28 protein-coding genes are annotated in these 26,431 nt (G+C 49.9%); 15 read left to right on the plus strand and 13 right to left on the minus strand.

Going from position 1 to position 26,431, the window contains the following annotated elements; genetic code table 11:
- The first annotated feature begins 254 nt into the window (after positions 1–254).
- The 7 genes from CRO03_RS09580 (at position 255) to CRO03_RS09610 (ending at position 7,422) form a co-directional block, all read left to right on the plus strand.
- Positions 255–1,163, plus strand: coding sequence for a hydrogen peroxide-inducible genes activator (locus CRO03_RS09580; RefSeq protein WP_097111414.1), 909 nt, complete (start codon positions 255–257; stop codon positions 1,161–1,163).
- Positions 1,164–1,256: 93 nt separating this feature from the next.
- Entirely contained in the window at positions 1,257–2,282 is a 1,026-nt protein-coding gene (gene queA / locus CRO03_RS09585; RefSeq protein WP_097111667.1) for a tRNA preQ1(34) S-adenosylmethionine ribosyltransferase-isomerase QueA, read from the plus strand.
- 264 nt (positions 2,283–2,546) lie between these two features.
- On the plus strand, positions 2,547–3,725 hold the full coding sequence (tgt, locus tag CRO03_RS09590; protein ID WP_097111415.1) for a tRNA guanosine(34) transglycosylase Tgt: 1,179 nt from the start codon (positions 2,547–2,549) through the stop codon (positions 3,723–3,725).
- A 67-nt stretch (positions 3,726–3,792) separates the two neighbouring features.
- Complete coding sequence (yajC, locus tag CRO03_RS09595) at positions 3,793–4,131, plus strand: preprotein translocase subunit YajC (RefSeq protein ID WP_019676498.1); 339 nt, start codon at positions 3,793–3,795, stop codon at positions 4,129–4,131.
- A 29-nt stretch (positions 4,132–4,160) separates the two neighbouring features.
- The gene (gene secD, locus CRO03_RS09600) at positions 4,161–6,014 is read left to right on the plus strand and encodes a protein translocase subunit SecD (RefSeq protein WP_097111416.1); all 1,854 of its coding nucleotides are present in this window, start codon (positions 4,161–4,163) and stop codon (positions 6,012–6,014) included.
- A gap of 9 nt (positions 6,015–6,023) precedes the next feature.
- Positions 6,024–6,971 carry a protein translocase subunit SecF gene (gene secF, locus CRO03_RS09605; protein ID WP_097111417.1) on the plus strand — a complete coding sequence of 316 codons (948 nt, stop codon included), beginning with the start codon at positions 6,024–6,026 and terminating at the stop codon, positions 6,969–6,971.
- A gap of 79 nt (positions 6,972–7,050) precedes the next feature.
- The gene (locus CRO03_RS09610) at positions 7,051–7,422 is read left to right on the plus strand and encodes a rhodanese-like domain-containing protein (RefSeq protein WP_097111418.1); all 372 of its coding nucleotides are present in this window, start codon (positions 7,051–7,053) and stop codon (positions 7,420–7,422) included.
- 41 nt (positions 7,423–7,463) lie between these two features.
- Here the strand turns inward: CRO03_RS09610 and suhB are convergent, their stop codons facing one another.
- Entirely contained in the window at positions 7,464–8,267 is an 804-nt protein-coding gene (suhB, locus tag CRO03_RS09615) for an inositol-1-monophosphatase (protein ID WP_097111419.1), read from the minus strand.
- 263 nt (positions 8,268–8,530) lie between these two features.
- On the opposite strand from suhB, the gene CRO03_RS09625 reads away from it, so the two are divergent.
- From CRO03_RS09625 to CRO03_RS09635, 3 genes are read left to right on the plus strand one after another with little or no spacing between them, the layout of a single operon-like run.
- Complete coding sequence (locus CRO03_RS09625; protein ID WP_097111421.1) at positions 8,531–9,259, plus strand: complement resistance protein TraT; 729 nt, start codon at positions 8,531–8,533, stop codon at positions 9,257–9,259.
- Positions 9,260–10,078 (plus strand): complement resistance protein TraT, encoded by an 819-nt coding sequence (traT, locus tag CRO03_RS09630; RefSeq protein ID WP_097111422.1) that lies wholly within the window; start codon positions 9,260–9,262, stop codon positions 10,076–10,078.
- Positions 10,079–10,132: 54 nt separating this feature from the next.
- Complete coding sequence (locus CRO03_RS09635) at positions 10,133–10,711, plus strand: GrpB family protein (protein ID WP_097111423.1); 579 nt, start codon at positions 10,133–10,135, stop codon at positions 10,709–10,711.
- 10 nt (positions 10,712–10,721) lie between these two features.
- On the opposite strand, the gene CRO03_RS09640 is transcribed toward CRO03_RS09635, so the two are convergent.
- Positions 10,722–11,462, minus strand: coding sequence for a ferredoxin--NADP reductase (locus CRO03_RS09640; RefSeq protein ID WP_097111424.1), 741 nt, complete (start codon positions 11,460–11,462; stop codon positions 10,722–10,724).
- Positions 11,463–11,539: 77 nt separating this feature from the next.
- On the opposite strand from CRO03_RS09640, the gene CRO03_RS09645 reads away from it, so the two are divergent.
- The gene (locus tag CRO03_RS09645; protein WP_097111425.1) at positions 11,540–11,878 is read left to right on the plus strand and encodes a tRNA-binding protein; all 339 of its coding nucleotides are present in this window, start codon (positions 11,540–11,542) and stop codon (positions 11,876–11,878) included.
- Positions 11,879–11,937: 59 nt separating this feature from the next.
- On the opposite strand, the gene CRO03_RS09650 is transcribed toward CRO03_RS09645, so the two are convergent.
- Positions 11,938–13,605 (minus strand): serine hydrolase domain-containing protein, encoded by a 1,668-nt coding sequence (locus tag CRO03_RS09650; protein ID WP_097111426.1) that lies wholly within the window; start codon positions 13,603–13,605, stop codon positions 11,938–11,940.
- A 242-nt stretch (positions 13,606–13,847) separates the two neighbouring features.
- On the opposite strand from CRO03_RS09650, the gene CRO03_RS09655 reads away from it, so the two are divergent.
- The 4 genes from CRO03_RS09655 (at position 13,848) to CRO03_RS18625 (ending at position 15,314) form a co-directional block, all read left to right on the plus strand.
- The gene (locus CRO03_RS09655; RefSeq protein WP_097111427.1) at positions 13,848–14,330 is read left to right on the plus strand and encodes a SixA phosphatase family protein; all 483 of its coding nucleotides are present in this window, start codon (positions 13,848–13,850) and stop codon (positions 14,328–14,330) included.
- 33 nt (positions 14,331–14,363) lie between these two features.
- On the plus strand, positions 14,364–14,777 hold the full coding sequence (locus tag CRO03_RS09660) for a gamma-glutamylcyclotransferase family protein (RefSeq protein ID WP_097111428.1): 414 nt from the start codon (positions 14,364–14,366) through the stop codon (positions 14,775–14,777).
- A 98-nt stretch (positions 14,778–14,875) separates the two neighbouring features.
- Entirely contained in the window at positions 14,876–15,166 is a 291-nt protein-coding gene (locus CRO03_RS09665; RefSeq protein ID WP_245861573.1) for a HigA family addiction module antitoxin, read from the plus strand.
- Positions 15,167–15,188: 22 nt separating this feature from the next.
- Entirely contained in the window at positions 15,189–15,314 is a 126-nt protein-coding gene (locus CRO03_RS18625; RefSeq protein WP_281256388.1) for a hypothetical protein, read from the plus strand.
- A gap of 178 nt (positions 15,315–15,492) precedes the next feature.
- Here the strand turns inward: CRO03_RS18625 and CRO03_RS09670 are convergent, their stop codons facing one another.
- The 10 genes from CRO03_RS09670 to CRO03_RS09715 form a co-directional block, all read right to left on the minus strand.
- Entirely contained in the window at positions 15,493–16,077 is a 585-nt protein-coding gene (locus CRO03_RS09670; RefSeq protein ID WP_097111430.1) for an Lcl C-terminal domain-containing protein, read from the minus strand.
- Positions 16,078–16,109: 32 nt separating this feature from the next.
- Positions 16,110–17,546 carry an Lcl C-terminal domain-containing protein gene (locus CRO03_RS09675; protein ID WP_097111431.1) on the minus strand — a complete coding sequence of 479 codons (1,437 nt, stop codon included), beginning with the start codon at positions 17,544–17,546 and terminating at the stop codon, positions 16,110–16,112.
- 292 nt (positions 17,547–17,838) lie between these two features.
- Positions 17,839–19,425 carry a bifunctional phosphoribosylaminoimidazolecarboxamide formyltransferase/IMP cyclohydrolase gene (gene purH, locus CRO03_RS09680; protein WP_097111432.1) on the minus strand — a complete coding sequence of 529 codons (1,587 nt, stop codon included), beginning with the start codon at positions 19,423–19,425 and terminating at the stop codon, positions 17,839–17,841.
- 100 nt (positions 19,426–19,525) lie between these two features.
- Complete coding sequence (fis, locus tag CRO03_RS09685; RefSeq protein WP_019676480.1) at positions 19,526–19,816, minus strand: DNA-binding transcriptional regulator Fis; 291 nt, start codon at positions 19,814–19,816, stop codon at positions 19,526–19,528.
- Positions 19,817–19,833: 17 nt separating this feature from the next.
- Complete coding sequence (gene dusB, locus CRO03_RS09690) at positions 19,834–20,817, minus strand: tRNA dihydrouridine synthase DusB (protein WP_342745189.1); 984 nt, start codon at positions 20,815–20,817, stop codon at positions 19,834–19,836.
- Positions 20,818–21,033: 216 nt separating this feature from the next.
- Positions 21,034–21,918, minus strand: coding sequence for a 50S ribosomal protein L11 methyltransferase (prmA, locus tag CRO03_RS09695; protein ID WP_097111433.1), 885 nt, complete (start codon positions 21,916–21,918; stop codon positions 21,034–21,036).
- A gap of 101 nt (positions 21,919–22,019) precedes the next feature.
- Positions 22,020–23,363 (minus strand): acetyl-CoA carboxylase biotin carboxylase subunit, encoded by a 1,344-nt coding sequence (gene accC / locus CRO03_RS09700; protein ID WP_097111434.1) that lies wholly within the window; start codon positions 23,361–23,363, stop codon positions 22,020–22,022.
- A 16-nt stretch (positions 23,364–23,379) separates the two neighbouring features.
- The gene (accB, locus tag CRO03_RS09705) at positions 23,380–23,841 is read right to left on the minus strand and encodes an acetyl-CoA carboxylase biotin carboxyl carrier protein (protein ID WP_097111435.1); all 462 of its coding nucleotides are present in this window, start codon (positions 23,839–23,841) and stop codon (positions 23,380–23,382) included.
- Positions 23,842–23,877: 36 nt separating this feature from the next.
- Entirely contained in the window at positions 23,878–24,330 is a 453-nt protein-coding gene (aroQ, locus tag CRO03_RS09710; RefSeq protein WP_097111436.1) for a type II 3-dehydroquinate dehydratase, read from the minus strand.
- 273 nt (positions 24,331–24,603) lie between these two features.
- On the minus strand, positions 24,604–26,397 hold the full coding sequence (locus CRO03_RS09715) for a protein-disulfide reductase DsbD (RefSeq protein WP_097111437.1): 1,794 nt from the start codon (positions 26,395–26,397) through the stop codon (positions 24,604–24,606).
- Positions 26,398–26,431 lie beyond the last annotated feature (34 nt).

Here is a 26,431-nt window from a genome sequence, read left to right on the forward strand (position 1 = left end):
CTGTTACAGATATATACAATGAGAAGCTCAAGCTATAACAAATAAATAACTGATTCAAATTTTAATTTACAAAAATAGCGAATTTTAAATACAAGTGTCTGAAAATTAGCTAGTTATAATATCGGTTAACTAGTTAGATTTGTTAACTAAAATCAATACAAATGTTAATTTTAGAGTTGCTCGACCTTAGATTGCTGATACGATATATTGATTCGTATAAACGTGCAGATTTTGCTTTTTAATCGGAATTTATAATGAAAAGATTGCCAAGTATTAAACAACTGCAGTATTTGCTGGCGCTACACGAACACCAGCATTTTGGTCGGGCCGCTGAAGCCTGCTTTGTTGGCCAGTCTACTCTTAGTGCTGCTATTGCTAATCTGGAAGAGACCATGCAAACCCAACTGCTGGAGCGGGATCATAAGACTTTTATTTTCACCTCTTTAGGCGAGGATGTTGTGCGCCAGGCCCGGCATATTATTGAACAATGTGAAGAGTTGACCCAGTTTGCCAAGTCGCAGGGCAAGCCAATGGCCGGGCCGTTTCGTCTTGGCTGTATTCCTACTATTGCCCCTTTTGTACTGAGCGAGGTCATGAGTTTATGCCGCGAGCGCTACCCTGATTTACAGTTGCTGTTGCGCGAAGATACCAGCGATAATTCGTTGCATGCGTTGGCAGAAGGGCGGCTGGACATGGTATTGCTGGCGTTGCCCTATGAAACGGGCGCCTTTCATACTGAAGTGCTGGCGCAGGATGGCTTTAAACTGGTATTGCATAAAGACTGGCTGGGAAGGGGCTTTAATCAGGATATCAGCCAGTGGCCGGACGAAAGCATTTTTTTACTGGAGCGGGAGCATTGCCTGACCGGCCATGCCGTAAAAGCCTGTGAGTTGGAGGACAGCCGCAAGGTGAACCCGTTTTTTGCTACCAGTCTGCATACTCTGACCCAGATGGTAAATAATAAACTGGGCGTCACCTTTATTCCGCAAATGGCCATTAGCAGCGGCTTGCTGGAGGGTACTGAACTGATTACCCAGCTGCCGACCAGCGGCAACGCTTACCGCGATATAGGCGTTGCCTGGCGGCCAACATCAAGTAAAGCCCGCAGTTACCGTTTAATGACCAGCCTGATCAGTGAAGTTTTACAGCAAAAATGCCAGTAATCTTTGCGTAGCTTCTGCTAGAATACCGGCTGTTTTTTTACAGCCGTGCCTCTGGTCGGTAAAGCCAAGGAACCTTCTATGCAACCTAAAAGTATGCAAGTTAAAGACTTCTCATTCGAGTTGCCTGAGCAACTTATTGCCCGTTTCCCCAAAGCCGAACGCTCGAGCAGCCGCCTGTTGGCGATGGATAAACAAAGCGGGGCATTAAGCCATCATATTTTTAAAGATTTAACCGATTTTCTTAAGCCAGGTGACTTACTGGTGTTTAACAATACCAAAGTGATCCCGGCGCGCTTATTTGGCCAGAAAGCCTCAGGCGGTAAAGTTGAGGTACTGGTTGAACGAATGTTAGACGATAAGCGCTTTTTAGCTCACGTCCGGGCCAGTAAGGCCCCTAAACCCGGCACTGTGTTAATGCTGGAAAATTCGGCCGAAGTGCGGATGAACCAGCGGCACGACGAGCTGTTTGAGCTGGAAGTGCTAAGCGATGAGCCGGTGCTGACCATGCTGGAACGTTTAGGCCATATGCCGTTGCCGCCTTATATCGACCGGCCCGATACCGAGGACGATAAAGCCCGCTACCAGACGGTTTATAACGAAAAGCCTGGCGCGGTAGCGGCACCCACTGCGGGCCTGCACTTCGACCAGCCGTTGCTGGATAAACTAAAGGCCAAAGAGGTTGAGTTTGCCTATGTAACCTTGCATGTCGGCGCCGGCACCTTTCAGCCGGTGCGGGTAGACAATGTGCTTGAGCACAAAATGCACGCCGAATATATTGAGGTACCACAGCAGGTGGTGGATGCTATTGCTGCGTGCAAAGCACGCGGTAATAAAGTGGTTGCCGTAGGCACCACCTCGGTCCGCTCGCTGGAGTCGGCCGCGCAGCAGGGGGGCGGTAAATTGATTAGTTACAACGGCGATACCCAGATTTTTATCTACCCCGGTTATCAGTTTCAGGTGATTGATGCGCTGATTACTAACTTTCATTTGCCGGAATCAACGCTGATTATGCTGGTATCTGCCTTTAGCTGCCGCGAACATGTAATGAATGCCTACGATACGGCGATAAATGAGCAATATCGTTTTTACTCTTATGGCGATGCAATGTTTATTAGTTAGGATCATGAGGGGATAAGGAAATTCCTGTTTCAAAGAAGTTTGTAGAAGCTGTGGTTGGGTGTTCTTATGGAGTAGCGGCAGGGATGCCGCGCAGACTGAGACAGCACAGGGACGTGCTGTCGAAGGCGGCGGAATAAGAATTTCCCAGCCATGGCCTTAGTGCTCAGTATTTCCAGATACATTGTCGTTTAGTATCTCGGCCGTAAGCTGTTATAATCGCGGCGCGAAAAAGCCAGACTGTCTTTCTGGCATATGAGGATAGTAATGAAATTTGAATTAGATACCACCGACGGCAGGGCCCGTCGTGGCCGGCTGATTTTTGAGCGTGGCACAGTCGAAACCCCGGCCTTTATGCCGGTAGGCACTTACGGCACCGTTAAAGGCATGACGCCGGAAGAACTGGACGCCACCGGCGCCCAGATTTGCTTAGGCAACACCTTTCACTTAATGCTGCGCCCCGGCACCGAAATCATCAAAAAACACGGCGATTTACACGACTTTATGCATTGGCATAAGCCTATCCTGACCGACTCTGGCGGCTTTCAGGTATTCAGCCTGGGCGAGCTTAGGAAAATTACCGAAGAGGGGGTTAAGTTCCGTTCACCGCTGAATGGTGAGCGTATTATGCTTACCCCGGAACGCTCAATGGAAGTGCAGCGTGATTTAGGCTCAGATATCGTGATGATTTTCGATGAATGTACGCCCTATCCGGCTTCCGAGCAGCAAGCGAAAAAGTCGATGGAAATGTCACTGCGCTGGGCCAAACGCTCGAAAGATGCCCACGGTGATAACCCGGCGGCATTGTTCGGCATTATTCAGGGCGGGATGTACCCGAATCTACGTGACGTATCGCTGCAGGGCCTGGAAGAAATTGGCTTTGATGGCTACGCCATCGGCGGATTATCTGTCGGCGAGCCGAAGCAGGACATGATCAATATCCTGAACCATACCACCGGCCAGATGCCGGGCCATAAACCGCGCTATTTAATGGGCGTTGGCAAACCGGAAGATATCGTTGAAGCGGTGCGCCGGGGTATTGATATGTTCGATTGTGTAATGCCTACCCGCAATGCCCGCAATGGTCATTTATTTATCAGCAGCGGCGTGGTGAAAATTCGTAATGCCAAGCATAAAGACGATATCTCGCCACTGGACCCGGAATGTGATTGCTACACTTGTAAAAATTATTCCAGGTCATATCTACATCATCTGGACCGCTGTAACGAAATACTGGGCGCACGGCTTAACACGATCCACAATTTGCATCATTACCAAAAACTGATGCAGGGATTGCGTGACGCCATAGCCGCTGGTACCTTGGAGCAGTTTGTCAGCGAATTTTACGCGAAGCGTGAGTTGCCGGTACCACCGCTTGAGCAGCTTGCCGATAGGTTAGATGCCAATAGGTTAGATAATACAGAAACACCAGTTAGCACTAATTAATAACGACTAACACTAATTACGACATATATTAAAACTTAACTATTTTATTAATTTCAAGGGGATAACCATGAGTCTATTTATCAGCAATGCCTACGCCGACAGCGCTGCAGCTGCACCACAAGGTGGCGGCTGGGATTTAATTATAATGTTGCTGGCCTTTGGCTTAATTTTCTATTTCTTAATTTACCGGCCACAAGCTAAAAGAGTGAAAGAGCACCGCAACCTGATGTCAGCCCTGGGTAAAGGTGATGAAGTGTTAACCCAGGGCGGCATTGTCGGCCGGATTAGCAAAATTGCAGACGACAAAGACTTCGTCACTGTTGCGTTAAATGACAGCACAGAAGTAACAGTGCAAAAGTCAGCGATCAGTGCCGTATTACCAAAAGGCACCTTAAAGTCGCTGTAAGCGGCTAAGCGAATAAAAAGGATCATCTTGTGTTAAACAAAAATCCTCTCTGGCGGTATTTGGTAGTGTTGGGTGTGCTGCTGGCAGCATTCCTTTATGCGTTACCAAATGTGTACCCAGAAGATCCGGCATTAAATATTAATGCCAGTCGTGGCGGTGTGGTCAGTGAAACCACCCGCGCTGAACTTGAGCAGGCCTTTGCTGCCGCCAACATTACCGCTAAAGCCGTTACCCTGACAGAAGGCCAGATCCTGGCTCGTTTCGGCAGCGCCGAAGACCAGTTAAGGGCACGGGAAGTCGCTGAGCGTCAGTTGGGCAGTACTTATATCACGGCCCTTAATATGGTACCCACCACCCCGGGATGGCTGCGTGCTATCGGGGCCAGCCCGATGAAGCTGGGCCTGGACTTACGCGGCGGTGTGCACTTTTTAATGGCCGTTGATATGAAAGCGGCTATCGACAAAAACATTAACGACATGGTGCAGGCGTTTCGGGCAGACTTGCGGGAAGAGCGGGTACGTTACCGGGCGGTGCAAGCCGATTTAGAGCGTGGCCAGGTGCAGGTTTTACTGCGCAGCGCCGAAGATGTCGCAGCAGCGCGTTCGGCACTTGGTAAAAACGACCAGGAGCTGATTTTCAGCGACGGTGATACTGAGCATAGTCTGGTTGTCAGCCTGAGCGAAAACCGGGTTAAAGAGATCCGTGAATATGCGCTGGAGCAGAACATCACCATTATCCGTAACCGGGTTAATGAAATTGGTGTGGCAGAGCCTTTAGTGCAGCGTCAGGGTGCTGACCGGATTATCGTGCAGTTGCCCGGGGTGCAGGACCCGGCCCAGGCTAAAGAGATTCTGGGTGCAACCGCGACCCTGGAATTCCGCTTAGTCGATAATGATTCAGATTTAGGCGCCGCCTTAGACGGTCGCTTACCTGCCGGTGCCAGTTTATATCGCGACCGCAATGGCCAGCCGTATTTACTGGAAAACCGCACTATGTTAACCGGTGATCATATTACCGGTGCAACATCAGGTTATGATGAATATTCACGGCCACAAGTCAGTATTTCACTGGATGCGCAGGGCGGTAATTTACTGTCAAACGCGACCCGCAGTACCATTGGCCGGCAAATGGCCACCGTATTTATTGAATATAAGCCAGGTGAAGAGCGCAACGAAGACGGCACGCCGGTGCTGGTAAAGTATGAAGAAGTAATTAATGCGGCCACCATTCAGGCACGGTTGGGCCGTAGTTTCCGGATTACCGGTATCGATAACCCGGCGGAAGCACAAAATCTGGCGCTGTTGCTGCGTGCCGGTGCCCTGATCGCGCCGACCCAGATCATTGAAGAACGCACCATAGGCCCAAGCCTGGGTAAGGAAAACATTGATTTGGGCATGACGGCGATTATGTGGGGCATGGTGGTCGTACTGATCTTTATGGTGTTGTATTACAAGGCCTTTGGTTTAATTGCCAACGTAGCGCTATTAGCTAACCTGATTCTGATTACCGGCTTTATGTCGATGATCCCGGGCGCTACCTTAACGCTGCCAGGTATGGCAGGCATAGTATTGACAGTAGGTATGGCGGTTGACGCCAACGTGCTGATATTCGAGCGGATCCGCGAGGAACTGGCCGAAGGGCGCAGTGTGCAGCAAGCTATCCATCATGGCTACGACCGTGCTTTTGCCACTATTGCTGACTCGAATATCACCACTTTACTGGTGGCACTGATCCTGTTTGGTATCGGTACCGGGCCGGTTAAGGGTTTCGCCATTACTCTGGCGATCGGTATTCTGACTTCAATATTTACATCAGTGGTCGGAACCCGCTTGCTGGTTAATTTAATCTGGGGTGGCCGCCGTGTGCAGTCACTACCGATGTAGGGAGGCGGTGTGAGAATATTTAGCTTTAATGAGCCGCTTAATTTTATGCGGTTTAAAATGCCGGCGCTGATCCTGTCAACATTACTGGTAATTGCCTCTCTGGCCACTATTACGGTTAAAGGTATGAACTGGGGACTGGATTTTACCGGTGGTACCGTTATTGAAGTGGGTTACAGCGGAGGCGCTGATTTATCGCAGGTGCGTAAAGTGCTGGCTGATAACGGCTATGCTGATGCGGTGGTGCAGTATTTTGGTTCAAGCGAAGATGTCGCTATCCGGATTTCACCACGTGAGGGCATTGACCAGTCAACCATTTCCAATGAGATACTGCGGGCGCTAAGCGCAACATCCAGCGAGCCGATTGAAATGCGCCGGGTTGAGTTTGTTGGCCCCAGTGTCGGTGATGAGTTAAAAGAGCAGGGCGGTTTAGCCATGTTGGCCGCACTGATTGGTATTCTGCTGTATGTGACCATGCGGTTTGAATGGCGCTTATCAGTGGGAGCGGTAATGGCACTGGGTCACGACGTCATTATTACCCTTGGCTTGTTTTCCCTGCTGCAACTGGAGTTTGACTTAACAGTACTGGCGGCTATTCTGGCGCTAATCGGTTATTCGATAAACGATACCATCGTAGTATTTGACCGGATTCGGGAAAGTTTTCGTAAGTTGCGTGACGCCACAGTCCATGAAACTATTAATGAAGCTGTTACTTCTACTCTTAACCGGACAGTCGTTACCTCATTAACCACCATTATTGTACTGGTGGTGTTGTTTACCATGGGCGGCGCGTTAATTCATAACTTTGCGTTTGCTTTGCTGTTTGGTATTGGTATTGGTACTTACTCATCAATATTTGTGGCCAGCTCGCTTGCCGTGCAGCTGGGTATCAGCCGCGAAGATATGTTGCCACCGCCACCACCGGAAAAAGAAGGCGAAGGTACCGAGCCTTTGCTGTAAAGCAGCTTTATATGTGCTACAAATGCCAGTCTGAGACTGGCATTTTTTTTGAGTTTTTGAACATATTTTGAGGACAACTATGGCCGCCCAACATGCAGCCGGCTTTATTGCGCTGGTAAATCAAGCAAAAAAACACATCAACGAAATTAGCATCAGTGAGTTGCTGCAACACAACCAACCCTACGTATTGTTAGATGTCCGGGAAGATCATGAGTGGGCTAAAGGCCACCTGCCAGAAGCAATGCATTTAGGCAAAGGGATTATCGAGCGTGACATTGAGCAAATGGTGCAGGATAAAAAGCAGAAAATTGTATCGTACTGTGGCGGCGGCTATCGTTCGGCACTGGCTGCGCTGACCTTGCAACAGATGGGGTATCAACAGGTACTGAGTCTGGCAGGGGGCTACCGGGAGTGGACTGAGCTGGAACTGGCAGTAGAAGTTCCCGCCTGACGCTTTGCAGTAATTTACGCAGCGCCCGGCGGGTAACAGAATTACTTGGCCAGGGTTTCTGACAGGTGAGGCCGCATACCTTTTACCATGGCTTGCAGTACTTTCGGGCTGGCCGCTACGATATTACCACTTTTCATCTGGTTAGAGCCGCCGGTAAAGTCACATACCATGCCACCGGCTTCGCGCACAATCAGCTCACCGGCAGCGATGTCCCAGGGCTTTAAACCAATTTCAAAGAATCCATCGAAACGGCCGGCTGCTACGTAGGCTAAATCCAGCGCAGCAGAACCGGTGCGACGCATATCAGCGCAGTCAGCAAAAAAACTATTGAAGATTTTGCTGTAACTGTCCAGGTGATGTTTTGCTTTGAATGGAAAACCCGTCGCTAAAATGGCGCCGGTCATATCAGGCAGGGCGGTAACCCGGATACGGGTGCCGTTAAGTTGTGCACCGCGACCACGCGAGGCGGTAAATAACTCGCCGCGTAGCGGGTCAAAGATCACCGCCTGGTCAAGTTTACCCTGGCGCTTTAAGGCGATGGAGACCGCGAAGTGCGGGATGCCTTTAATAAAATTACTTGTGCCGTCCAGTGGGTCAATAATCCACTGGAACTCGCTGTCGCTGTTACCGTAATCGCCATGTTCTTCACCAACAATACCATGCGTTGGAAAAGACTTTTTCAAAATTGCCACTATAGCCTGTTCAGCTTCTTTATCGACGTTGGTGACAAAGTCGTTGCTGCCTTTTTGCAGCTTTTGCACCATATCTAACTGGCCACAAGCACGGGCGATAATATTACCTGCACTACGGGCAGCACGAATGGCGATGTTTAACATCGGATGCATAGCGATTACCTTATTTATAAAGAGCGTTTAAAAACAGCTGCAACCAGCTGTATAAAGATCAAACAAAAGAGCGGCGCGTATTGTAGCCGCTCCAGTAAAAAAGTAAAGGTAATTGGCTGTAAAAAAGCCAGTGTCCCGCTGTTAAATATCCCGTTACATTGTTTTACCAGTTAGCGTTAACGCTGTGCTAACTATTCAGATAATATTCAGCTTATCTACGCACAATAGTTGTACGCAATAAGTCCTAATTTAGTGAGGGATTCATGAATATTTATAAACTGGCGCTGGCAGGCGCAATGATAATCAGCCTGGCCGGTTGTGGTGCTCTGCATACCTCGGTGGCTAAGCGGAATCTGGATGTGCAAACCAAGATGACCTCCAGTATCTTTCTGGATCCGGTAGAGCCTTCGCTGCGCACTGTTTTTGTTGATGTTCGCAACACTTCCGATAAACCCGAATTTGATATTAAACCGCAGGTGGTGGCTAATCTGCGGGCGAAAGGCTATCAGGTAATTGACAGCCCGGGCCAGGCACACTACTGGTTGCAGGCGAATGTGCTGCAGGTAGGGCGGGCCAATGGCCGGGATGCTAACAGTGCCTTCGCAGCTGGCCCTGGTATGGCAGGTGGCGCCGTTACCGGTTATGCCATTCACCGGGCCACCGGTGGTTCCGGTGCGGCCGGCCTGGGTGCAGCAGTAGCAGGGGCCGCAGCCGGTACCATCGTTGATGCCCTGGTTGAAGATGTTTACTACACCGCTATTACAGATATTCAGGTAATGGAGCGTTACAGTGGTACCGTCAGCGAGCGCTCTGAGCATCAGTTATTACAGGGTGACAGTGGCAGCACTACCTCGAGCTATCAGCGCCAGACTGATATGCGTAAATATCAAAGCAGGGTTATGAGTTATGCTAATCAGGCTAACCTGAAGTGGCCGGAGGCGGCGCCCCAGCTTACTGATGGTGTGGCGCGCTCACTGGCAGGTTTGTTTTAAATGCGCCTGTTGCTGTGTTTGTTAGTGCTGTTACCGTTGTCTGGTTGCATGGCACTGCATACCTCGGTGGTGAAGGGTAAGCTTGATGTGCAAACCCGGATGAGTGAAACCGTTTATCTTGATCCGGTTGAACCTGAGTTTCGCACCATTTTTATTGATATTCGCCAGACTGCAGCTGAGTACCAGCTACCATTAGCAGATGACGTGCGGGATTTGTTACTGAGTCGCGGTTATCAGGTAGTCGACTCACCGCAGCTGGCCCAGTACTGGTTACAGGTGAATGTACGAACGGTATTAAAAGAACGGCCTGAAGTGGTACTGTCCAGTGGTGAGTACAACATGAGCCCGGAGCAAATTCATCAGTTGCTATATCCGGGTAGGGCTTTGCCGGACCCCGAGCCAGAACGGATTGCGTCGCAGCGTTGGGCTGACAATGTGACCGTGTATGCGGATGCCAGCTACGGCACAGATATCAACGGTAAAGACATTGCCAGGGCGTTAGTCGTACTGGCCGCCTGGGCGGGTGCTGAATATGTCGGTAATCAGCTGGTAAAGGATAAATATTACACTATGCTGACTGATATTCAGCTGGCGGAGCGGATTGCGCCTGACAGCATTGGCATGGTGCAGGAAACCAGTATGCAACAGCTTAATCAGGGTGATAGCGGCAATATAGAATTGTTGTGGGAACTGGCAACCGACCGGCGCAAGTATCAGCTAAAGGTCGTGAGTTTTGCCAACAAAGCGAACCTGAACTGGGAAGATGCTGAGCAGCCGCTGCATCAGGGGTTGCTGCGCTCGTTAGCGGGTATTTTTTAGCGGCTGAACAGCCAAAATCATCCATATAATATTTTAACGAAAGCATTGCTGCTTATGACATCAGACACAAGCCAAAATAGCCAGGATAAGGTGCAGCAGGCGGCGCTTGAACCTGTTGTGCTGGCAGAGTGGTCACCTGCCTGGGCGCAGGCTTTTGTTCAGGAAAAACAGCAGTTACAACAATTGCTGGGTACCGAGGCTGGCCGGATTGAACATTTTGGCAGTACCGCAATCACCGGTATGCCCGCTAAACCGATTATTGATATGCTGGTAGAGGTGCCGAGTTTAAGCTGGGTACGTGATACGCTGGCCGCTAAACTTGCACCGTTAGGGTATCAGCTGTTCTGGCGGCCGGCAACGCCCGGCGATATCGATGTGGCTTATGCCTGGTTTATTAAACGCGACAACAATGGCCGGCGCAGCCATCATCTGCATATGTTACTACCAGATTCAACCGACTGGCAAAAACTGCAGTTTCGTGATCACCTGCAAGCAAACCCAGCAGTAGCAAAGGCGTACGCCAACCTGAAGCGACAGGCAGCCAGGAAATTTGCCAATGACAGAAAGGCCTACAACGCGGCTAAAGACGCTTTTATCAGGCCGATAATGCAACAGCTTACAGCAAGCCGCTGAGAGTGGGTTATTACCAGTACTGCTCTACCGTAATATTACCCGGGGTGCGGCGCAGGTTTTTCTTTAACCCCATGCTGTCCAGCAGCGCTTTGGTGTCGGTAATCATTTGTGGATTGCCGCACAGCATCACCTGTGATTTCGGATTGAGCAGCTGACCACATTGTTGTTGTAGTTGATGTGAGGCAATAAGATTGGGAATGCGGTCTTGCAATGCCCCTGGGTGCGGCTCGCGGGTTACAACGGGCTGGTAGTGCAATTGGCCGGGATGCTGTGTTACAAAACCCTCAATGAGTTCTTTATAAGCTAAGTCGGCAGCTCTGCTGACACTGTGCACCAGAATAATATGTGCAAAACGCCGGTAAGGTTCGGCTGTGGCCAGCATCGACAAATACGGGCCTATGCCGGTACCCGTAGCAATCAGCCATAAATTATCGCCATCCGGCACTTCATCCAGAATAAAAAAGCCAGTGGCAGGTTGGCTGATACCAATGGTATCTCCTGGTGTCAGCTGCTGCAGTAACGGCGATAGCAGGCCATCAGCCACTGTACTGATTAAAAACTCCTGGTGCTCGCTATCCGGCGGATTAACCAGTGAATAAGCGCGTTGAATTCGCCCTTCAGGGCCATCAACTGCCAGCCGCACAAACTGGCCGGCAATAAATGACAGCGGCCCGGTTTTGGCTTTGAGACTAAATAAGTTGCTGGTCCAGTAAATTGTTTCAGAAACGGTTGCATTTAACCATTGCGCCATAAAGATCTCCGGATTAAGTTATGCTTTATGTTCAGGATATTAGCATAGCAGCTTAACAGCTTAACGCGGGAGACGTGATGGAAACTATCAGCTGGCAGGATTTTGCCAAAGTAGAACTTCGGGTAGGCACTATTATTGCCGTGGAAGATTTTCCGCAGGCCCGTAAACCCGCCTATAAATTGCAGTTGGATTTTGGCAGTGAACTGGGCATTAAAAAGTCCAGTGCCCAAATTACCGCCTTGTACAGTAAAGAGCAATTGCTGGGCAGACAGGTGCTGGCGGTAGTGAATTTTCCGCCCAAGCAAATCGGGCCCATTCAGTCTGAGTGTCTGGTAACGGGCTTTGCCCGCGACGATGGCGCCATTGTGCTGGTCGGGGTCGACAGCCCGGTACCGAATGGTGCTAAGTTAGGTTAAAGCCCGGCGTATAGCAGCAGAGCGCCAGCAAATCTGTCTGGTAGCTCCGCTGCGCTATGCTACTGACGGGTTAACACAAAGCGTTCGGGCCCTTGAATCAGGGTAACTTGAGTTGCCTGACCTGTTGCAGGCGCAAACTCCAGTTTAGCGTCCACCACAGTAAGGTACAGGCTTCGTTCACTGGCTGCTTTTAATGCCAGCGCAGGCTGACCTGTTACCTGCACCATTAAACCATTGTCATCATTCTGAAAAATTTTCAGCTGCAACTGCTCGGAAGCATAGTCACCAATCAGCGGCTGCTGCTGTTCCGGCGTTAAGCTAATATCGGCCTTTACTGTGATATCGTCGGTTCGCTGCCAGACTTCACCTTCGCCGTCGCCATCATAAAACATGCTGAGGCCGCTCGCGTTGCCGTCCTGGTCGCGCTGGATCACCATACGGGTTACGCTATCGGTAAAGCCAAAACTGTTGTTGCCCTGGGCGATTAACTCAAATGGCCGGCTACCGGCACGGGTAGAGAATAGCTTGCCATCGCGAACTTCCAGGGTACGACTGTCGTCGCCTTTGCTATAAACACCGCTGACTTCATGTAACTGGGCTTCTGTCAGCGTAACAGGCTGGAACTCCGGGTAAGGGTTACCACTGGCAAAGGCTGCAATTTTGCGGCTTAAATAGTTTAAATCGGGCCCGGGTCCATCACTGTTGCGCAGCATTGCCACTGTCACGTCCTGCTGTGGCAAATAAACTAACATCGATACAAAGCCATTAATACCGCCACCATGCTGCAGTTCTGGCATGCCCCGCAATGTGCCGCGGCTAATACCAAAGCCATAATTGCGGTCACTTTGCGCCGCAGCATCTACCGGAGTAATCATTTGCTGATACGTCGCTGCTTTAAGTAACTTGCCGCCGTGAAGCAGCCGGTTCCACTGCCATAAGGCGTTCAAATCTGCTATCAGAGCGCCGGCCGCATGAGGTTGGGTCATACTGAGTAACGATGCTTTTTGCACATCCTGGCCGGGGCGCAGGCTGTAACCGCTGGCCATGCCAGCAATAACAGTCTGTTCAGCAGGATAAACAATATTATTTAACTTGTTAGGTTGAAGCAAAGCATCATTAATATAGTCGTGCCAGCTCTTACCACTGATGGCTTCAATTACTGCGCCCAGCAACACATAACCAGAGTTGTTATATTTAAAGTCTGCGCCGGGGGCGAAATCGACTGGTAAGTCTTTAAACTCGTCAATCAGCTCAGCTGTGGTTAACTCACGACGAATTTTATTATGCATATAACCGGGAATGCCGGTATAGCTTTTAACACCCGACGTATGGTTCAGTAGCTGTAACAGCGTAATGGCATGTCCTTCAGGGTAATCTGGCAGGTATTTACTGAGGGGATCAGTCAGTGACGCTTTGCCCTCATCAATCAGCCTTAACAGCGCGGCGGCAGCAAATTGCTTGGTAACAGAGCCAATCCGGAATTTATGCTCCGGGCTTAATGGCACACCAAGCTCAATGTTTGCCTGGCCATATGCTTTTTTAAACAGTAATTCGTCAGCGCGAGCCACCAGTACTGCCACGCCGGGGCTGTTGTTATCTATTGGTTGTTGCTGCATCAGCTGATCGGCATAGCGGCTTACCGCCTGGGCATCAGGTAGTGGCTCAGCGGCGATTACCACGCTGCTGGCGCAGCACAACGCTGTAGCCAGCCATAGTTGTTTCAACATAGTTGCTCCTTGTCTTTGTTATTAAGTATTGCTCAGTGGCGGCTTTGCCGCCTGCAGCACTGAAAGAGCAAAAATAAGGCCACTATATAAATATATATAAATCAATGTTCTGCATTTTAAAGAGGGATGGCTTTATTAAGCATTTCACCAAAAAATACGTTTATATGCCAAGCTATAAGTGTGTTTCACAGCAAGCTATTGTAATAAATGTGCCTTAACTACGTGTTATAACTGCGGCCGCTATGAATAAATACTTATATTTTCTTCGCCACGCCACCGCAGAAGTTATCCGGCCCAACCAGCTGGATATTGACCGTTGTCTTATAGAAAAAGGACGTTTGCAAGCGAGGCGGGTTGCACACTTTATGCAGCGCCATAATATTTCGCCTGAAGTAATATTAAGCAGCCCCTATCCACGCGCTATCCAGACTGCGGCAATAGTATGCAAGGAAGCGGATCTGGTGCAGGCCAGAGAGCGTGACTGGCTGGCGCTGGCCACTGACAGCCAGAGCGTATTAAGCCAACTGCATCAGCAACTGCCAACACTACCACAACACACTTTGCTGGTAGGCCATGAACCTGATTTTTCAACATTGCTTAGTTTATTGTTGGGTAACCATCAGCCGGCGCTGAAAATCAGAAAAGCCTCGTTAACCTGTCTGGCATACTGCGAAGTTAGCAACAGCTTTCAGCTGGAGTGGTCAGTTCCGGCTAAATTTATGTAGAATTGCCAGCTATTGCTTACGCGGGTTTTGCTAATGCCAGAATACTTATTTGTGTACGGTACCCTTCGCCAACGCGCCCAGCGCCGCGCCGCCGGCAAGCGCTGCTATCAGTTACTGCAGCAGCATGCCAGCCTGCTTGGGCAGGGCCATTTGCAGGCCAAGTTGTATCTGGTCGATTATTACCCTGGCGCAGCCTTAACTGACAACCCAGACTGGCAGGTAACGGGTGAGGTGTATCAGCTGCAGCAGCCAGCGTTATTGCTAGCTGAGTCAGATCAATATGAAGCGTGCGGCCCAGGCTTTGCTGTGCCTACCGAATACCTGCGACTGCAACAACAAATCACCCTTAAAAACGGCGAAGTGATTAGCGCCTGGGTCTATATCTATAACCACCCAATTGATGGCCTGCAGCAGATTATGTCGGGTGATTTTTTGCATTGCCTTTAAAACTATCCTGTTTACCTCGCAACATTTGATAAGTGTAAAGCAATGCTTTACACTTTTTACCATTTCATGAAGGTAATCAGGGTAAAGTATTGGAAAAAATGACACGTTGCCCCAATCATCCCGGGCTGGTTTTTCGTAGCCAGATCCTGGAAGAACATGGTATTTCGGTGACTAAAGCTGCGAAAGCCTTAGGTGTATCCCGTACTACTATGAGTAATTTTTGTCACGGTCATATACCTTGCTCTGCAGATTTAGCGCAGCGTATTGCCCTGGCAACCGACAGCAATGTGGCTCTATGGATAAACCTGCAGGCAAATTACGATGCCTGGCAGGCCGAACATGGCGAACAGCCGGTAGTTGAGAAGTTAGTATTAAACAGCGCAGCCTGAAGTTTATAAGTGGGCTTACGTTATGAGTATGCTAAAACAACTGTTTCGCTGGCAAAAAGGCCGCCAGCAAAGTGGCTTCGACAAAATGTTATTGGCAGGCGCATACTGGCCGCTAAAATTCGACTGTTATCTGCTGTGCTTTCAGTAAAGCGGTGAAGTGCCGCTGTATGAAGATACTGTAAGCAGCAGCCGGGATTACCTGCGGGATATCGTATTAAATAAGCTACGAAGGGCGGCGACTTTATTTGCGCTACACCAATTTATCAGAATTCCCGCATTAAATTTTTCCCGCCAGACTAGTGCGAGCTTGCAACGTCCCATCTTTTTCATGGCTGTACACCACCACGCACCAAGCGCAATCGGTTATCTTCCCCCATTAGACTGACGCCGTCAGTTCCGTTACTAAAGCCGACAAAGCGTGGCTTTGGAGCGTACATCGCATTAAGCGAAACAGATGACGACCAAAACCAACTTGGAGGGTTATTTGGCGCAATAGTGAGATTACTGGCGGGTGTGTTTGGAAACACCGTAAGGTTAATTGCTGGACTAAAACAAGCCAATTCCAGAATGGAATTCAATTCCTTATAGTCAGGAACTCGCCAGTCAGAGTATCCTGCAAAATCATGATCTTTAGCAGTTTGTAACGCCTGGGGCCAGTCCATACCCATCGCATCGCCAATGCAGGTTTCGCCGTTCCAATCTTGTCCCACAGCACAGCGCATCCATATCAAACCGGTTGGCAGATGCGTTGTCGTGCCGTTTTCATGCAAAACAAAATCACTATCTGGTGTGGTTGTAGGGATATCACTACTGCATAACTGGTCTGGGTATGGCCACTCCTGACAGATCCCAACATTTGAGATAGACAGGCCAGTCAGCATGCTCACTCGCAAAAGTATCTTCATTAACATTCGTCCTATTCCTACTTAAGCAAAAAATGCTTTCACCTTATTTCAGAACCGCTGCGCACCAAAATAAGTTGATAGTCCCAACCCTTGTTTGATGTTACTGGTGTTGCAAAGGCGAAATCTACGAACCAGGCTTGTTCGCTTTGATGTCGACCATACAACCAGTTTGCGCTTGATGAAGACGACCAGTATTGGGTGCGGCTCCAATCAAACACCATATTTGGGAGGTAGTCCGTATCCACTGCTGCTTCTGGCAATATGGAGCCTGGATTAGTTTGGTCAGCCAAAATAACGTTATGATCTATGATTGATAACAACTCTTGCCGGGTCGGCAGGCGCCAATTTTGGGCACCGCACAAACCGTTTTCATTGATGGCCTGCACATAGGCCTGCGTATCGCACTCTATTTGCGACCAGAGACAAACTCCGTCATTTTGCACCCCAGCATCGCCACTGTTGGTTGTGCTGTCCGGGTTGTACCAGCTGTAGCTATGCTCCCAGTGTTGCAGGTGGTTGGTGTTGTTGACTTTAACTTCCCAAATCAGCCCGGTAACATTGTCGCGCACACAGCTCCAACGGGTACCGTCCGCTTCATTGCCCTGTTCGTTCCAGTTCTGGTGTTGAATAGGTAATACTTCGCCATTCGCATCCAGCTTGGTAAAATCGAATCCGGCCCGGCCGCCGCCTATCTTCTGCAGCTGCCCAGCACGAGCCAGTGCATCGCGGCCATGTTCGCCATCCTGGCCGGGAAAGCCTACAGCCGGACATTCGCTTACCAGCTCATTATCCGCCACGCACGAGTCCAGGCCGGTGTCATTTAAACCGCCAACCGGCGAAAAGGGAGCCTGGGGGCGTGCCACCACCTGTTGGGTCCACGGGCTTTCATGCTCGCCCAGAGTGGCACTAATGGTAGCGTAATAGCTGGTGTAGTTCTCTAATCCGGTCAGCACATAGGGCGAGCTGACCTCTGCCACCCAGGTACCGTTGGCCAGCGTTGTGAAATTGTCCGGAGTAATGCCAGCCTCGGTGGCATAATATAAGTGGTAGGCTTCGGCACCATTTACGCTGTCCCAGGAAAAAGTGATTTGGCCATCGCCCGCTTCTGCCTGAATGTTTCCGGGCGCGGCAATATAAGGTTCAAACCCAACGTTTACCGTGCAGTTTGCTGTAATGGGACCGGTCCGGTAGTTCTGGCCGCTGAGCACGGCATTGCAGCCGCTGACAGACTGAATGCGGAATCCCTTATCAGGTGTTACCTGAAATTCAGCGCTTTGTCCGCGTGTTACCTGCACCTGTGCGGGGGTTACAGCGCCTCCGTTGTATGCAAAAATGCTAACAGTAAAGCTTTGCGTTTCATCACTGCCACCTCCACCACCGCAAGCGGCAAGCCCTGCGATTAATACAACACACAGTAATCGTTTCAGGCACTGAAACATAGGTTGCTCCCAATCTATAAGCCATTTTTCAATCATCAGCCATCCTTTTTGTTGAATGCCGCCATGCTATCCCTCGATAGCACGTATTGCACTGTGCCAGGACGCGTCTTGGACCATCAGATAAATATTTAAAGGTATACTGACATTTTTTTAATTATTTGACGACTAATATTGTAGAGATAAATGAAACAGATTCATGTGGTAGATACAATGTGAGGGGGCAAAACAGAATTACGCAAAAAAATCATTTTGAGCAAATAGAGGCATTTCTGGAAATAGAAAAAGGCCGCAGTGCGGCCTTTTTTACAATTAAAGCTGACGACAGCTCTTAGTGTCTAAAGTGGCGCACGCCGGTAAACACCATAGCCATGCCGTGCTCATCGGCGGCGGCAATCACTTCGGCGTCGCGCATTGAACCACCTGGCTGGATCACGGCAGTAATGCCGGCGGCGGCAGCCGCGTCGATACCGTCACGGAACGGGAAGAAGGCGTCTGAGGCCATTACTGAACCTTTTACTTCCAGGTTTTCATCAGCTGCCTTAATGCCGGCGATTTTCGCGCTGTACACCCGGCTCATCTGGCCGGCGCCAACACCGATGGTCATGCTGTCTTTGACATAAACAATGGCGTTCGACTTCACAAACTTGGCCACTTTCCAGCAGAACAGTAAGTCTTTTAATTCCTGCTCGGTCGGCTGGCGTTTGGTCACGACTTTTAAATCGTCTGCGCTTACTTTGGCTTGATCGCGGTCTTGCAGCAGCATGCCGCCGTTAACCTGTTTCATATCGAGCGCGTTAGCGGCCTGGCTGAACTCACCACATACCAGCAAACGAACATTTGGCTTACTGCCAACTACCGCAACGGCAGCGACAGACGCTGACGGGGCAATAATCACTTCGACAAACTGGCGGCTGACAATCTCTTTGGCCGTGGTTTCATCCAGTTCGCGGTTAAAAGCAATAATGCCGCCAAACGCCGAGGTAGGGTCGGTCTGATAAGCGCGGTTATACGCGGCCAGAATAGAGTCACCAATAGCTACTCCGCATGGGTTAGCGTGTTTAACGATAACGCAGGCTGGTTCAGCGAACTCTTTAACACATTCCAGCGCCGCATCGGTATCAGCGATATTGTTGTAGGATAATGCCTTACCTTGTAGCTGCCTGGCAGTAGAGACTGACGCTTCCGTGGCGCCATCCTGCACATAAAACGCCGCGCTCTGATGGCTGTTCTCGCCATAGCGTAAGTCTTGTTTTTTAACGAACTGGCTGTTGAAAGTGCGTGGGAATTTGCTGACCGGCTCGGCAGGGGTGTCGTAGGCTGGCAACATGGCGCCAAAGTAATTAGCTATCATGCCATCGTACTGCGCGGTGTGTTCAAAAGCACTAATCGCCAGGCTAAAACGGGTGGCATGGGTCGTGGCGCCATTATTGGCGTTCATTTCTGCCAGCACCGTGCTGTAATCTTTGGCATTAACCACTATAGTGACATCTTTATGGTTCTTCGCCGCGGCACGAACCATGGTGGGGCCGCCGATATCGATGTTTTCCACTGCATCTTCCAGGGTGCAGCCAGGTTTGGCTACTGTGCTGGCAAACGGATACAGGTTTACTACCACCAGATCAATCGGGCCAATGCTGTTGTCAGCCATAACGTTTTCATCAACACCACGCCGGGCCAGAATACCGCCATGAATTTTCGGGTGCAGGGTTTTTACCCGGCCGTCCATAATTTCCGGGTGGCCGGTATAGTCAGACACTTCAGTAACCTTAATACCTTGTTCCGCTAACAGCTTAGCAGTGCCGCCGGTAGATAAAATATCTACTTGCCGGGCAGCCAGGGCACGGGCAAATTCGACGATACCGGTTTTGTCAGACACACTTAACAGTGCGCGGCGAATAGGGCGTAGTGTTGTCATGCTTAAATTCTCTTGTCGCTTGCAGAAATCAGATTTTAACCTATCCAATAAAAAAGCACCCGAAGGTGCTTAGTGGCGAGGCGGGCGCCTCGCGGTGGCATTAACTCATGCCGTATTGTTTCAGCTTCTTACGCAGCGTACCGCGGTTAATGCCCATCAGGTTGGCCGCCCGGGTCTGGTTACCGCGGGTGTATTTCATCACCTCTTCCAGTAACGGCCGCTCTAACTCTGACAGTACCAGTTCGTACAGGTCGTTAACGTCCTGGCCGTTTAACTGTTGCAGATAGTTAGCAACGGCTTTTTGTACCGCGTTGCTTAACGCTTGTGGTTTTTCCTGGGTTTGTACATGGGCATTAGTAATAAATGGCGAAGTAACGTTCGAATTAAACATTGCTTATCTCTTTTGCGTTAGGTTGCTGCTAGTTTATGAAAATAGTCATTTAATGCTTCGAACTGGCGCTCGGCCTGCTCAATAGCATTGAATTCGCTGCGAAACACACCCTGGGCATCATGCTCAGCTAAATACCAGCCAACGTGCTTACGGGCAATTCTAGGCCCTAAATGCACACCGTATAACTGGTGCAAGCCCTGCACATGCTCCAGCATGATTTGCTGCACTTCAGCAATAGCTGGTGCAGCCAGTTTTTTACCTGTTGCCAGGTAATGGGCCACTTCCCGGAATATCCAGGGGCGACCCTGTGCCGCACGGCCAATCATAATGGCGTCGGCACCGGTATAGTCGAGCACATATTGTGCTTTTTCCGGCGTGGTAATATCACCATTGGCAATAACCGGCAGGCTTACTGCTTGTTTTATCGCTTTGATGGTGTCGTACTCGGCTTCACCTTTATACATGCAGGCTTTTGTTCTGCCATGCACTGCCAGCGCCTGGATGCCATTGTCCTGGGCAATCCGGGCAATCTGTACACCGTTACGATGATCGGTGTCCCAGCCGGTACGAATTTTCAGCGTTACCGGTACTGTTACTGCCTTTACCACGGCCTGAATAATTTGTTCGACCAGTTCCGGGTATTGTAATAGCGCCGAACCAGCCAGTTTTTTATTCACTTTTTTTGCCGGGCAGCCCATGTTGATATCGATAATATCGGCACCGATTTCCACATTATACTGAGCTGCCGCAGCCATCTGAGCCGGGTCGCTGCCGGCAATTTGCACTGAGCGGATCCCGGATTCCTGACGATGGCCCATTCTGTTTTGCGACTTTTCGCTTTGCCAGACCTGAGGATTGCTCGACAGCATTTCAGAGACAGCTAAAGCAGCGCCAAACCGCCGGCAAAGCTCACGAAAAGTGTGATCTGTCACTCCGGCCATCGGCGCACAAATTACCTTGTTCGCTAACTGATAAGGACCTATGCGCACCGTGTAATCCAAGGCTCTACCCTCAAGGGGCGCTAAGTTTACGGATTTTTGCCAACAAAGCAAAGGTTATTATTTAAACAAAACTGCAATTAATTTGGGCTTTCAGGGATTGACATTCGCTAAAAGGCTGAAAAGGCGTGTTTTCCTGCTACTGTCCGCCCGTAAACAATGGCCTGGGCAAAAAGATAATTGTAAGGCTGTTTATTTTGACACCAGTTAGCAAGTTGCTTAATCATCGTTTTTTCGCGCGCTTAACCGCACCCATTCATCTTGCTCGGCAGTGGGGTCAAAGCTGAAATTGTCGCTGTAAGCGTCGATGACATGCTGAGCCTGGCTTTGCAAGATACCAGATAACGCCAGCAAACCGCCTGGTTTGACATAGCCACTGATTATCTGGCTAAGTTCAGCCAAGGGCCCGGCCAGGATATTGGCCACCACCACATCCGCCTGCAACTGCGGCTGGTCTTTGGGCAGGTACAGCTCGATCTGGCCGCTGACATCATTACGGGCAGCATTGGCAGTACTGGCTTCTATTGCTTGCGGGTCAATATCGATGCCAACCACCCGTTTTGCCCCCAGTTTTAATGCGGCAATGCCTAAAATACCTGAACCACAGCCAAAATCGACTACCGTTTGTTCTGGTTGAATATGCTGATCCAGCCATTGCATACAGAGGGCCGTAGTAGGGTGGGTGCCGGTGCCAAATGCCAGCCCCGGATCCAGCATGACATTAACTGCAGCCGGGTCCGGGATATCGCGCCAGCTGGGGCAAACCCACAACCGTTCGCCAAATTTTATAGGATGAAAGTTATCCATCCACTCCCGTTCCCAGTCTTTGTCTTCCAATTGTTCCAGCTTGTATTCTAAATTGTCTTTAAAGAAGGCCACTTGCTGCAGCTTTCTGACCACCTGCTCCATTGGATGTTCAGCATCAAATAAGCCGACCACCACGGTATTGGTCCAGTAAATCACTTCACCGGGCATGGGCTCATAAATGGGGGTGTCGTGGGCATCGACAAAGCTGACTGCCTGAGCACCCCAGCCCTGCAGCATATCGCTGACTTGCTCGGCTTTATCTTCGGTAGTGCTAACGCGTAGTTGGATCCAGGGCATCGATTGTCTCTTGCAGCAAATTTTGGCGCATTATAGCAAAAAGGCCGCAATTGCGGCCTTTATTCTCAGTTAAAAGCTGCGGTAGCAGCAATCAGCTGTGTTTACTTCATTCCCAGTTTTTTCTCCAGGTAATGAATATTAGTGCCACCTTTGCAGAACTCAGTATCGCGCATAATATCCTTGTGCAGCGCAATATTGGTTTTAATACCTTCCACCAGCAACTCGTCCAGCGCGTTACGCATCCGGGCGATAGCAATCTCGCGGCTCTCACCGTAAGTTATCAGCTTACCGACCATAGAGTCGTAGTTTGGCGGCACGGTGTAGTCAGCGTAGATATGCGAATCCCAGCGCACGCCATTACCACCGGCCGGGTGAAAGCGGGTGATCTTACCCGGAGAGGGCATAAAGGTGACCGGATCTTCAGCATTGATCCGACATTCCACAGCATGGCCGCGGATCACAATGTCTTCCTGCTTCAGCGTTAACGGCATACCAGAGGCAACCCGCAACTGCTCTTTAATCAGATCAACGCCACTGATCATTTCAGTAACCGGGTGCTCTACCTGAATACGGGTATTCATCTCGATAAAGAAGAACTCACCATTTTCAAACAGGAATTCGAAGGTACCAGCGCCGCGGTAATTCATGACCTTACAGGCATCAACACATCGGCCGCCAATAAAAGCCCGTAGCTCAGGGGTAATACCCGGCGCAGGTGCTTCCTCTACCACTTTCTGGTGGCGGCGCTGCATTGAGCAGTCGCGTTCACCTAAGTGAATAGCGTTGCCTTGACCATCAGCTAATACCTGAATTTCGATATGGCGTGGGTTTTCCAGGAATTTCTCCATGTACACCATGTCGTTGCCAAAAGCGGCTTTCGCTTCAGCTTTGGTCATTTCAATTGACCTGACCAGTTCTTCTTCGCTGCGCACCACGCGCATACCGCGACCACCACCGCCACCGGCGGCCTTAACGATAATCGGGTAACCAATGCGCTTGGCAATGGTTTTATTGGTCGCCGGGTCGTCGCCCACGGCGCCGTCTGAACCTGGCACACAGGGTACGCCGGCTTTCTTCATGGCTTCAATGGCAGATACTTTATCGCCCATCAAGCGGATTGAATCCGGATGCGGGCCAATAAATACCAGACCACTTTCTTCTACCTGCTGGGCAAAGTCGGCACGCTCAGCTAAAAAGCCATAGCCCGGGTGAATGGCCTGGGCATTAGTAACTTCTGCTGCGGCAATCAGCGCCGGAATGTTCAGGTAACTTTGTGGTGAAGGTGCCGGGCCAATACAAATGGTCTCGTCGGCCAGCAGCACGTGTTTAAGATTACGGTCAACAGTGGAGTGCACCGCTACCGTTTTAATACCGAGTTCTTTACAGGCGCGTAAGATGCGCAGTGCAATTTCTCCCCGGTTGGCAATTAGGACTTTTTCTAGCATCGGTCAGCCTTTTCGGTTATTCGAGAATAAATAACGGCTGATCAAATTCGACTGGGTCGCCGTTTTCAACCAGAATTTCTTTTACCACGCCCGCTTTGTCAGACTGGATTTGGTTCATCATTTTCATGGCTTCAACAATGCACAGGGTATCACCGACTTTAACGCTTTGCCCTACTTCAACAAAGGCTTTAGAGGTAGGCGATGCTGCCCGGTAAAAGGAGCCCACCATCGGAGATTTAACAACCTGGCCACTGGCTACCGGCTTGGCTGGCTCTGCGGCGACTGCTGCAGGTGCTGCCGCAGGAGCCGGCGCATGCATTTGTGGCTGGGCATACTGCATTGGTTGCATTGGCGCGTAGTGCTGGACCGGGCTGTGGCGGCTGATCCGCACTGACTCTTCGCCTTCGGTAATCTCCAGCTCAGAAATGCCAGATTCTTCCAGCAATTCGATTAATTTTTTAATTTTTCTAATATCCATGTCTGTCGCCTGATGTTAGTTAATTTGCTAGTTAATTTATTTGGTTGTTTGTAATGCTGTTACTGCTGCGTCAAGCGCATAGTGATAACCTTTGGCGCCGAAGCCGCAGATAACCCCACGGGCAATATCAGCTAAATAAGAATGTCGCCGGAACGCTTCCCGGGCGTGCACGTTGGATAAATGAATTTCGATAAAGGGTATTGCTACTGCAAGCAGGGCATCACGCAGTGCGATACTGGTATGGGTAAACGCCCCCGGATTTATTAGTATAAAATCCTGCTGGCCCAGACTTTGCTGAACGGCTGTAATCAGCTCATGCTCTGCGTTTGACTGAACGTGGCTCAGACTTACATTCATGCTGGCTGCCTGGCATTCCAGTTCGCTGACAATGTTACTCAGGCTGGCGTTGCCGTACACGCCGGGCTCTCGTACACCCAGCATGTTAAGGTTTGGACCATTTACTAATAAAATTCGGTATTTTGCCGCCATTTGTGCTGTATTTCCGCTAAATGTATTGAATAAGCTTTATCTTACGAGAGCAGATGCCAAAATGCACCTGTTAACTTAATTCAGCACACTACTGCGCCCCTTTATCACCAGATAAGCGCCTTATTATAGTGAAATCGTGACAAATGGCAGCAAAATACTGGTCTTATCAGCCAGAGTGGTTAAAAAGTGGTGCAATGGCAAGGGCTTGATGGCGGGTAAAAACACCAGGCCAGTCGCGTATTTGGTCTGTGCAAACTGGCCTGTATTTGGCTATTACTCAGTAGTCAATGCGGCTAAATGCTCAGCAAAAGGGCTGGCCGCCATAAAACCGGTAACCCGGGCATTGGTCAGCTCTTCGCCGGCAGGGTTGAAAAACAGTAAGGTGGGTAAGCCCAGCACCTGATAGTGGTTAAGCAACTTTTCATCCGAGCGGGTCATCTTAGTCACATCTATTTTAATTAAGCGCATTTTACTGGTATGGGCCTGCACCTGCGCTGCCGGAAAGGTAAATTGCTCAAATTCCTTGCAGGCAACACACCATTCGGCATAGAGATCGACCAATGTATATTCATTGGCTGCTTTTGCCTCTGCCAGTTGCTGCTCCAGGCCTGCTAAATCGTCCACATTAATAAACTGGCCTTTATTACTTGCAACACTGGCCGTTGCCGCAGTGGCCTGGCCCGGACCAAAGTACTGCCAGTTGAACAATACGGTAACCAGCAACAACAAAAGGCCAGTTAGCAACATGCCAGCTTTAGCTGTACTACTTTTTAATTCAAACAGTAGTTTAAATAAATAGCCACAGATCAACAGACTGAGTAAGGATGCCAGTATTACCACCTGCCAAAATGGCAGAATGCGTTCCAGCAGGATTATTGGCACCAGCAACAACACAAAACCAAAGGCGGTTTTAACAATATTCATCCAGGCACCGGCTTTTGGTAGTAATTTGCCGCCAGAAGTACCAAGTAGAATTAATGGTATGCCCATGCCCAGGCTGAGAACATACAACGTGAGTGCGCCCAGCATTAAGTCACCACTTTGTGCCACATACAATAACGCAGCCGACAACGGCGCTGTGGTGCAGGGCGAGGCAATAAGGCCAGACAGCGCGCCCATAACGAAGGCACCTTTGATACTGCCACCTTGCTGTTTATTGCTAACTGAACTGACCTTTGCCTGCCAGCTGGCAGGTAGCTGAAAATTAAAGCCGCCGAACATAGCCAGTGCCAGTAAAACGAAAATAACAGCAGCGCTAATTAATACCGCCGGGTGCTGCATCCAGGCCTGGAACTTAACACCTAAACTGGCTACCACCAGCCCCAGGGCCGAGTACATAATAGCCATGCCCTGCACATAACTGAATGACAAACTAAAGGCGCGTCGGGTACTGAGTTGTTTACCCTGACCAACGATAATACTACTTAAAATGGGATACATCGGAAATACACAGGGGGTAAATGCCAGCCCAAGACCTAACAGAAAAAACACCCCCATATTCAACCAGACAGAACCGCTGCTAAGCCGCTCTGCTAATCCATACTGGCTGGAAGTTGGTGTGCCACCCTGTGGTGTTGCACTGTCGTCTGATGCTGCCGCATTACCCGGCATGGATATCGGAATTTCTTTGTTAACTGGCGGATAGCATAAGCCTGCTTCAGCACAGCCCATATATTGGATCCGTAAAAAGGCATCTTCACTGATATCAGACAGCGGAATTTTCAGCGTCAGCTGATGGAAATAGACTTCGGTAACCCCGAAAAACTCATCTTCAATCTGCATGCTGGCCGGGTAGGTCGGGTGGGAAAAACTAACCGCTACCCCGCCGTATTTAAACTTATCGCGGTACATGTAATAGCCGTCGGCGATAGTCCAGTTAACAATAAGCTCGTCGTCCTGCTGCCGGAAATCCATGACAAAAGCCTGATCTACCGGTAAAAAATCGTCATCTGACTGTAACAGGCTTCCCAGTACTGAGTTTTGCTGGGCCAGGGCTGGCACGGTGCTGAGCGTTAACCCCAGCAGAGAAAACCACAGCAGTAAGGGCAGCAAAAATACTTTATACATCAATTGAACCTTCTTATTAAATGCAAAACTCAGG

The sequence above is a fragment of the Arsukibacterium tuosuense genome, from assembly GCF_900215315.1.
GTDB classification, from domain to species: Bacteria; Pseudomonadota; Gammaproteobacteria; order Enterobacterales; family Alteromonadaceae; genus Alishewanella; species Alishewanella tuosuense.

Excerpts from the sequence above, each read along its gene's own strand:
- CRO03_RS09610 (WP_097111418.1), top strand. The coding sequence starts at position 7,051 with ATGGCCGCCCAACATGCAGCCGGCTTTATTGCGCTGGTAAATCAAGCA.
- fis (WP_019676480.1), bottom strand. The coding sequence starts at position 19,816 with ATGTTTAATTCGAACGTTACTTCGCCATTTATTACTAATGCCCATGTA.
- CRO03_RS09670 (WP_097111430.1), bottom strand. The coding sequence starts at position 16,077 with ATGTTAATGAAGATACTTTTGCGAGTGAGCATGCTGACTGGCCTGTCT.
- CRO03_RS09675 (WP_097111431.1), bottom strand. The coding sequence starts at position 17,546 with ATGATTGAAAAATGGCTTATAGATTGGGAGCAACCTATGTTTCAGTGC.
- CRO03_RS09650 (WP_097111426.1), bottom strand. The coding sequence starts at position 13,605 with ATGTTGAAACAACTATGGCTGGCTACAGCGTTGTGCTGCGCCAGCAGC.
- CRO03_RS09715 (WP_097111437.1), bottom strand. The coding sequence starts at position 26,397 with ATGTATAAAGTATTTTTGCTGCCCTTACTGCTGTGGTTTTCTCTGCTG.
- queA (WP_097111667.1), top strand. The coding sequence starts at position 1,257 with ATGCAAGTTAAAGACTTCTCATTCGAGTTGCCTGAGCAACTTATTGCC.
- yajC (WP_019676498.1), top strand. The coding sequence starts at position 3,793 with ATGAGTCTATTTATCAGCAATGCCTACGCCGACAGCGCTGCAGCTGCA.
- CRO03_RS09625 (WP_097111421.1), top strand. The coding sequence starts at position 8,531 with ATGAATATTTATAAACTGGCGCTGGCAGGCGCAATGATAATCAGCCTG.
- aroQ (WP_097111436.1), bottom strand. The coding sequence starts at position 24,330 with ATGGCGGCAAAATACCGAATTTTATTAGTAAATGGTCCAAACCTTAAC.
- traT (WP_097111422.1), top strand. The coding sequence starts at position 9,260 with ATGCGCCTGTTGCTGTGTTTGTTAGTGCTGTTACCGTTGTCTGGTTGC.
- CRO03_RS18625 (WP_281256388.1), top strand. The coding sequence starts at position 15,189 with ATGAGTATGCTAAAACAACTGTTTCGCTGGCAAAAAGGCCGCCAGCAA.
- CRO03_RS09645 (WP_097111425.1), top strand. The coding sequence starts at position 11,540 with ATGGAAACTATCAGCTGGCAGGATTTTGCCAAAGTAGAACTTCGGGTA.
- purH (WP_097111432.1), bottom strand. The coding sequence starts at position 19,425 with ATGACAACACTACGCCCTATTCGCCGCGCACTGTTAAGTGTGTCTGAC.
- CRO03_RS09660 (WP_097111428.1), top strand. The coding sequence starts at position 14,364 with ATGCCAGAATACTTATTTGTGTACGGTACCCTTCGCCAACGCGCCCAG.
- CRO03_RS09655 (WP_097111427.1), top strand. The coding sequence starts at position 13,848 with ATGAATAAATACTTATATTTTCTTCGCCACGCCACCGCAGAAGTTATC.
- CRO03_RS09665 (WP_245861573.1), top strand. The coding sequence starts at position 14,876 with ATGACACGTTGCCCCAATCATCCCGGGCTGGTTTTTCGTAGCCAGATC.
- tgt (WP_097111415.1), top strand. The coding sequence starts at position 2,547 with ATGAAATTTGAATTAGATACCACCGACGGCAGGGCCCGTCGTGGCCGG.
- prmA (WP_097111433.1), bottom strand. The coding sequence starts at position 21,918 with ATGCCCTGGATCCAACTACGCGTTAGCACTACCGAAGATAAAGCCGAG.
- CRO03_RS09580 (WP_097111414.1), top strand. The coding sequence starts at position 255 with ATGAAAAGATTGCCAAGTATTAAACAACTGCAGTATTTGCTGGCGCTA.
- CRO03_RS09640 (WP_097111424.1), bottom strand. The coding sequence starts at position 11,462 with ATGGCGCAATGGTTAAATGCAACCGTTTCTGAAACAATTTACTGGACC.
- accB (WP_097111435.1), bottom strand. The coding sequence starts at position 23,841 with ATGGATATTAGAAAAATTAAAAAATTAATCGAATTGCTGGAAGAATCT.
- suhB (WP_097111419.1), bottom strand. The coding sequence starts at position 8,267 with ATGCATCCGATGTTAAACATCGCCATTCGTGCTGCCCGTAGTGCAGGT.
- CRO03_RS09635 (WP_097111423.1), top strand. The coding sequence starts at position 10,133 with ATGACATCAGACACAAGCCAAAATAGCCAGGATAAGGTGCAGCAGGCG.
- accC (WP_097111434.1), bottom strand. The coding sequence starts at position 23,363 with ATGCTAGAAAAAGTCCTAATTGCCAACCGGGGAGAAATTGCACTGCGC.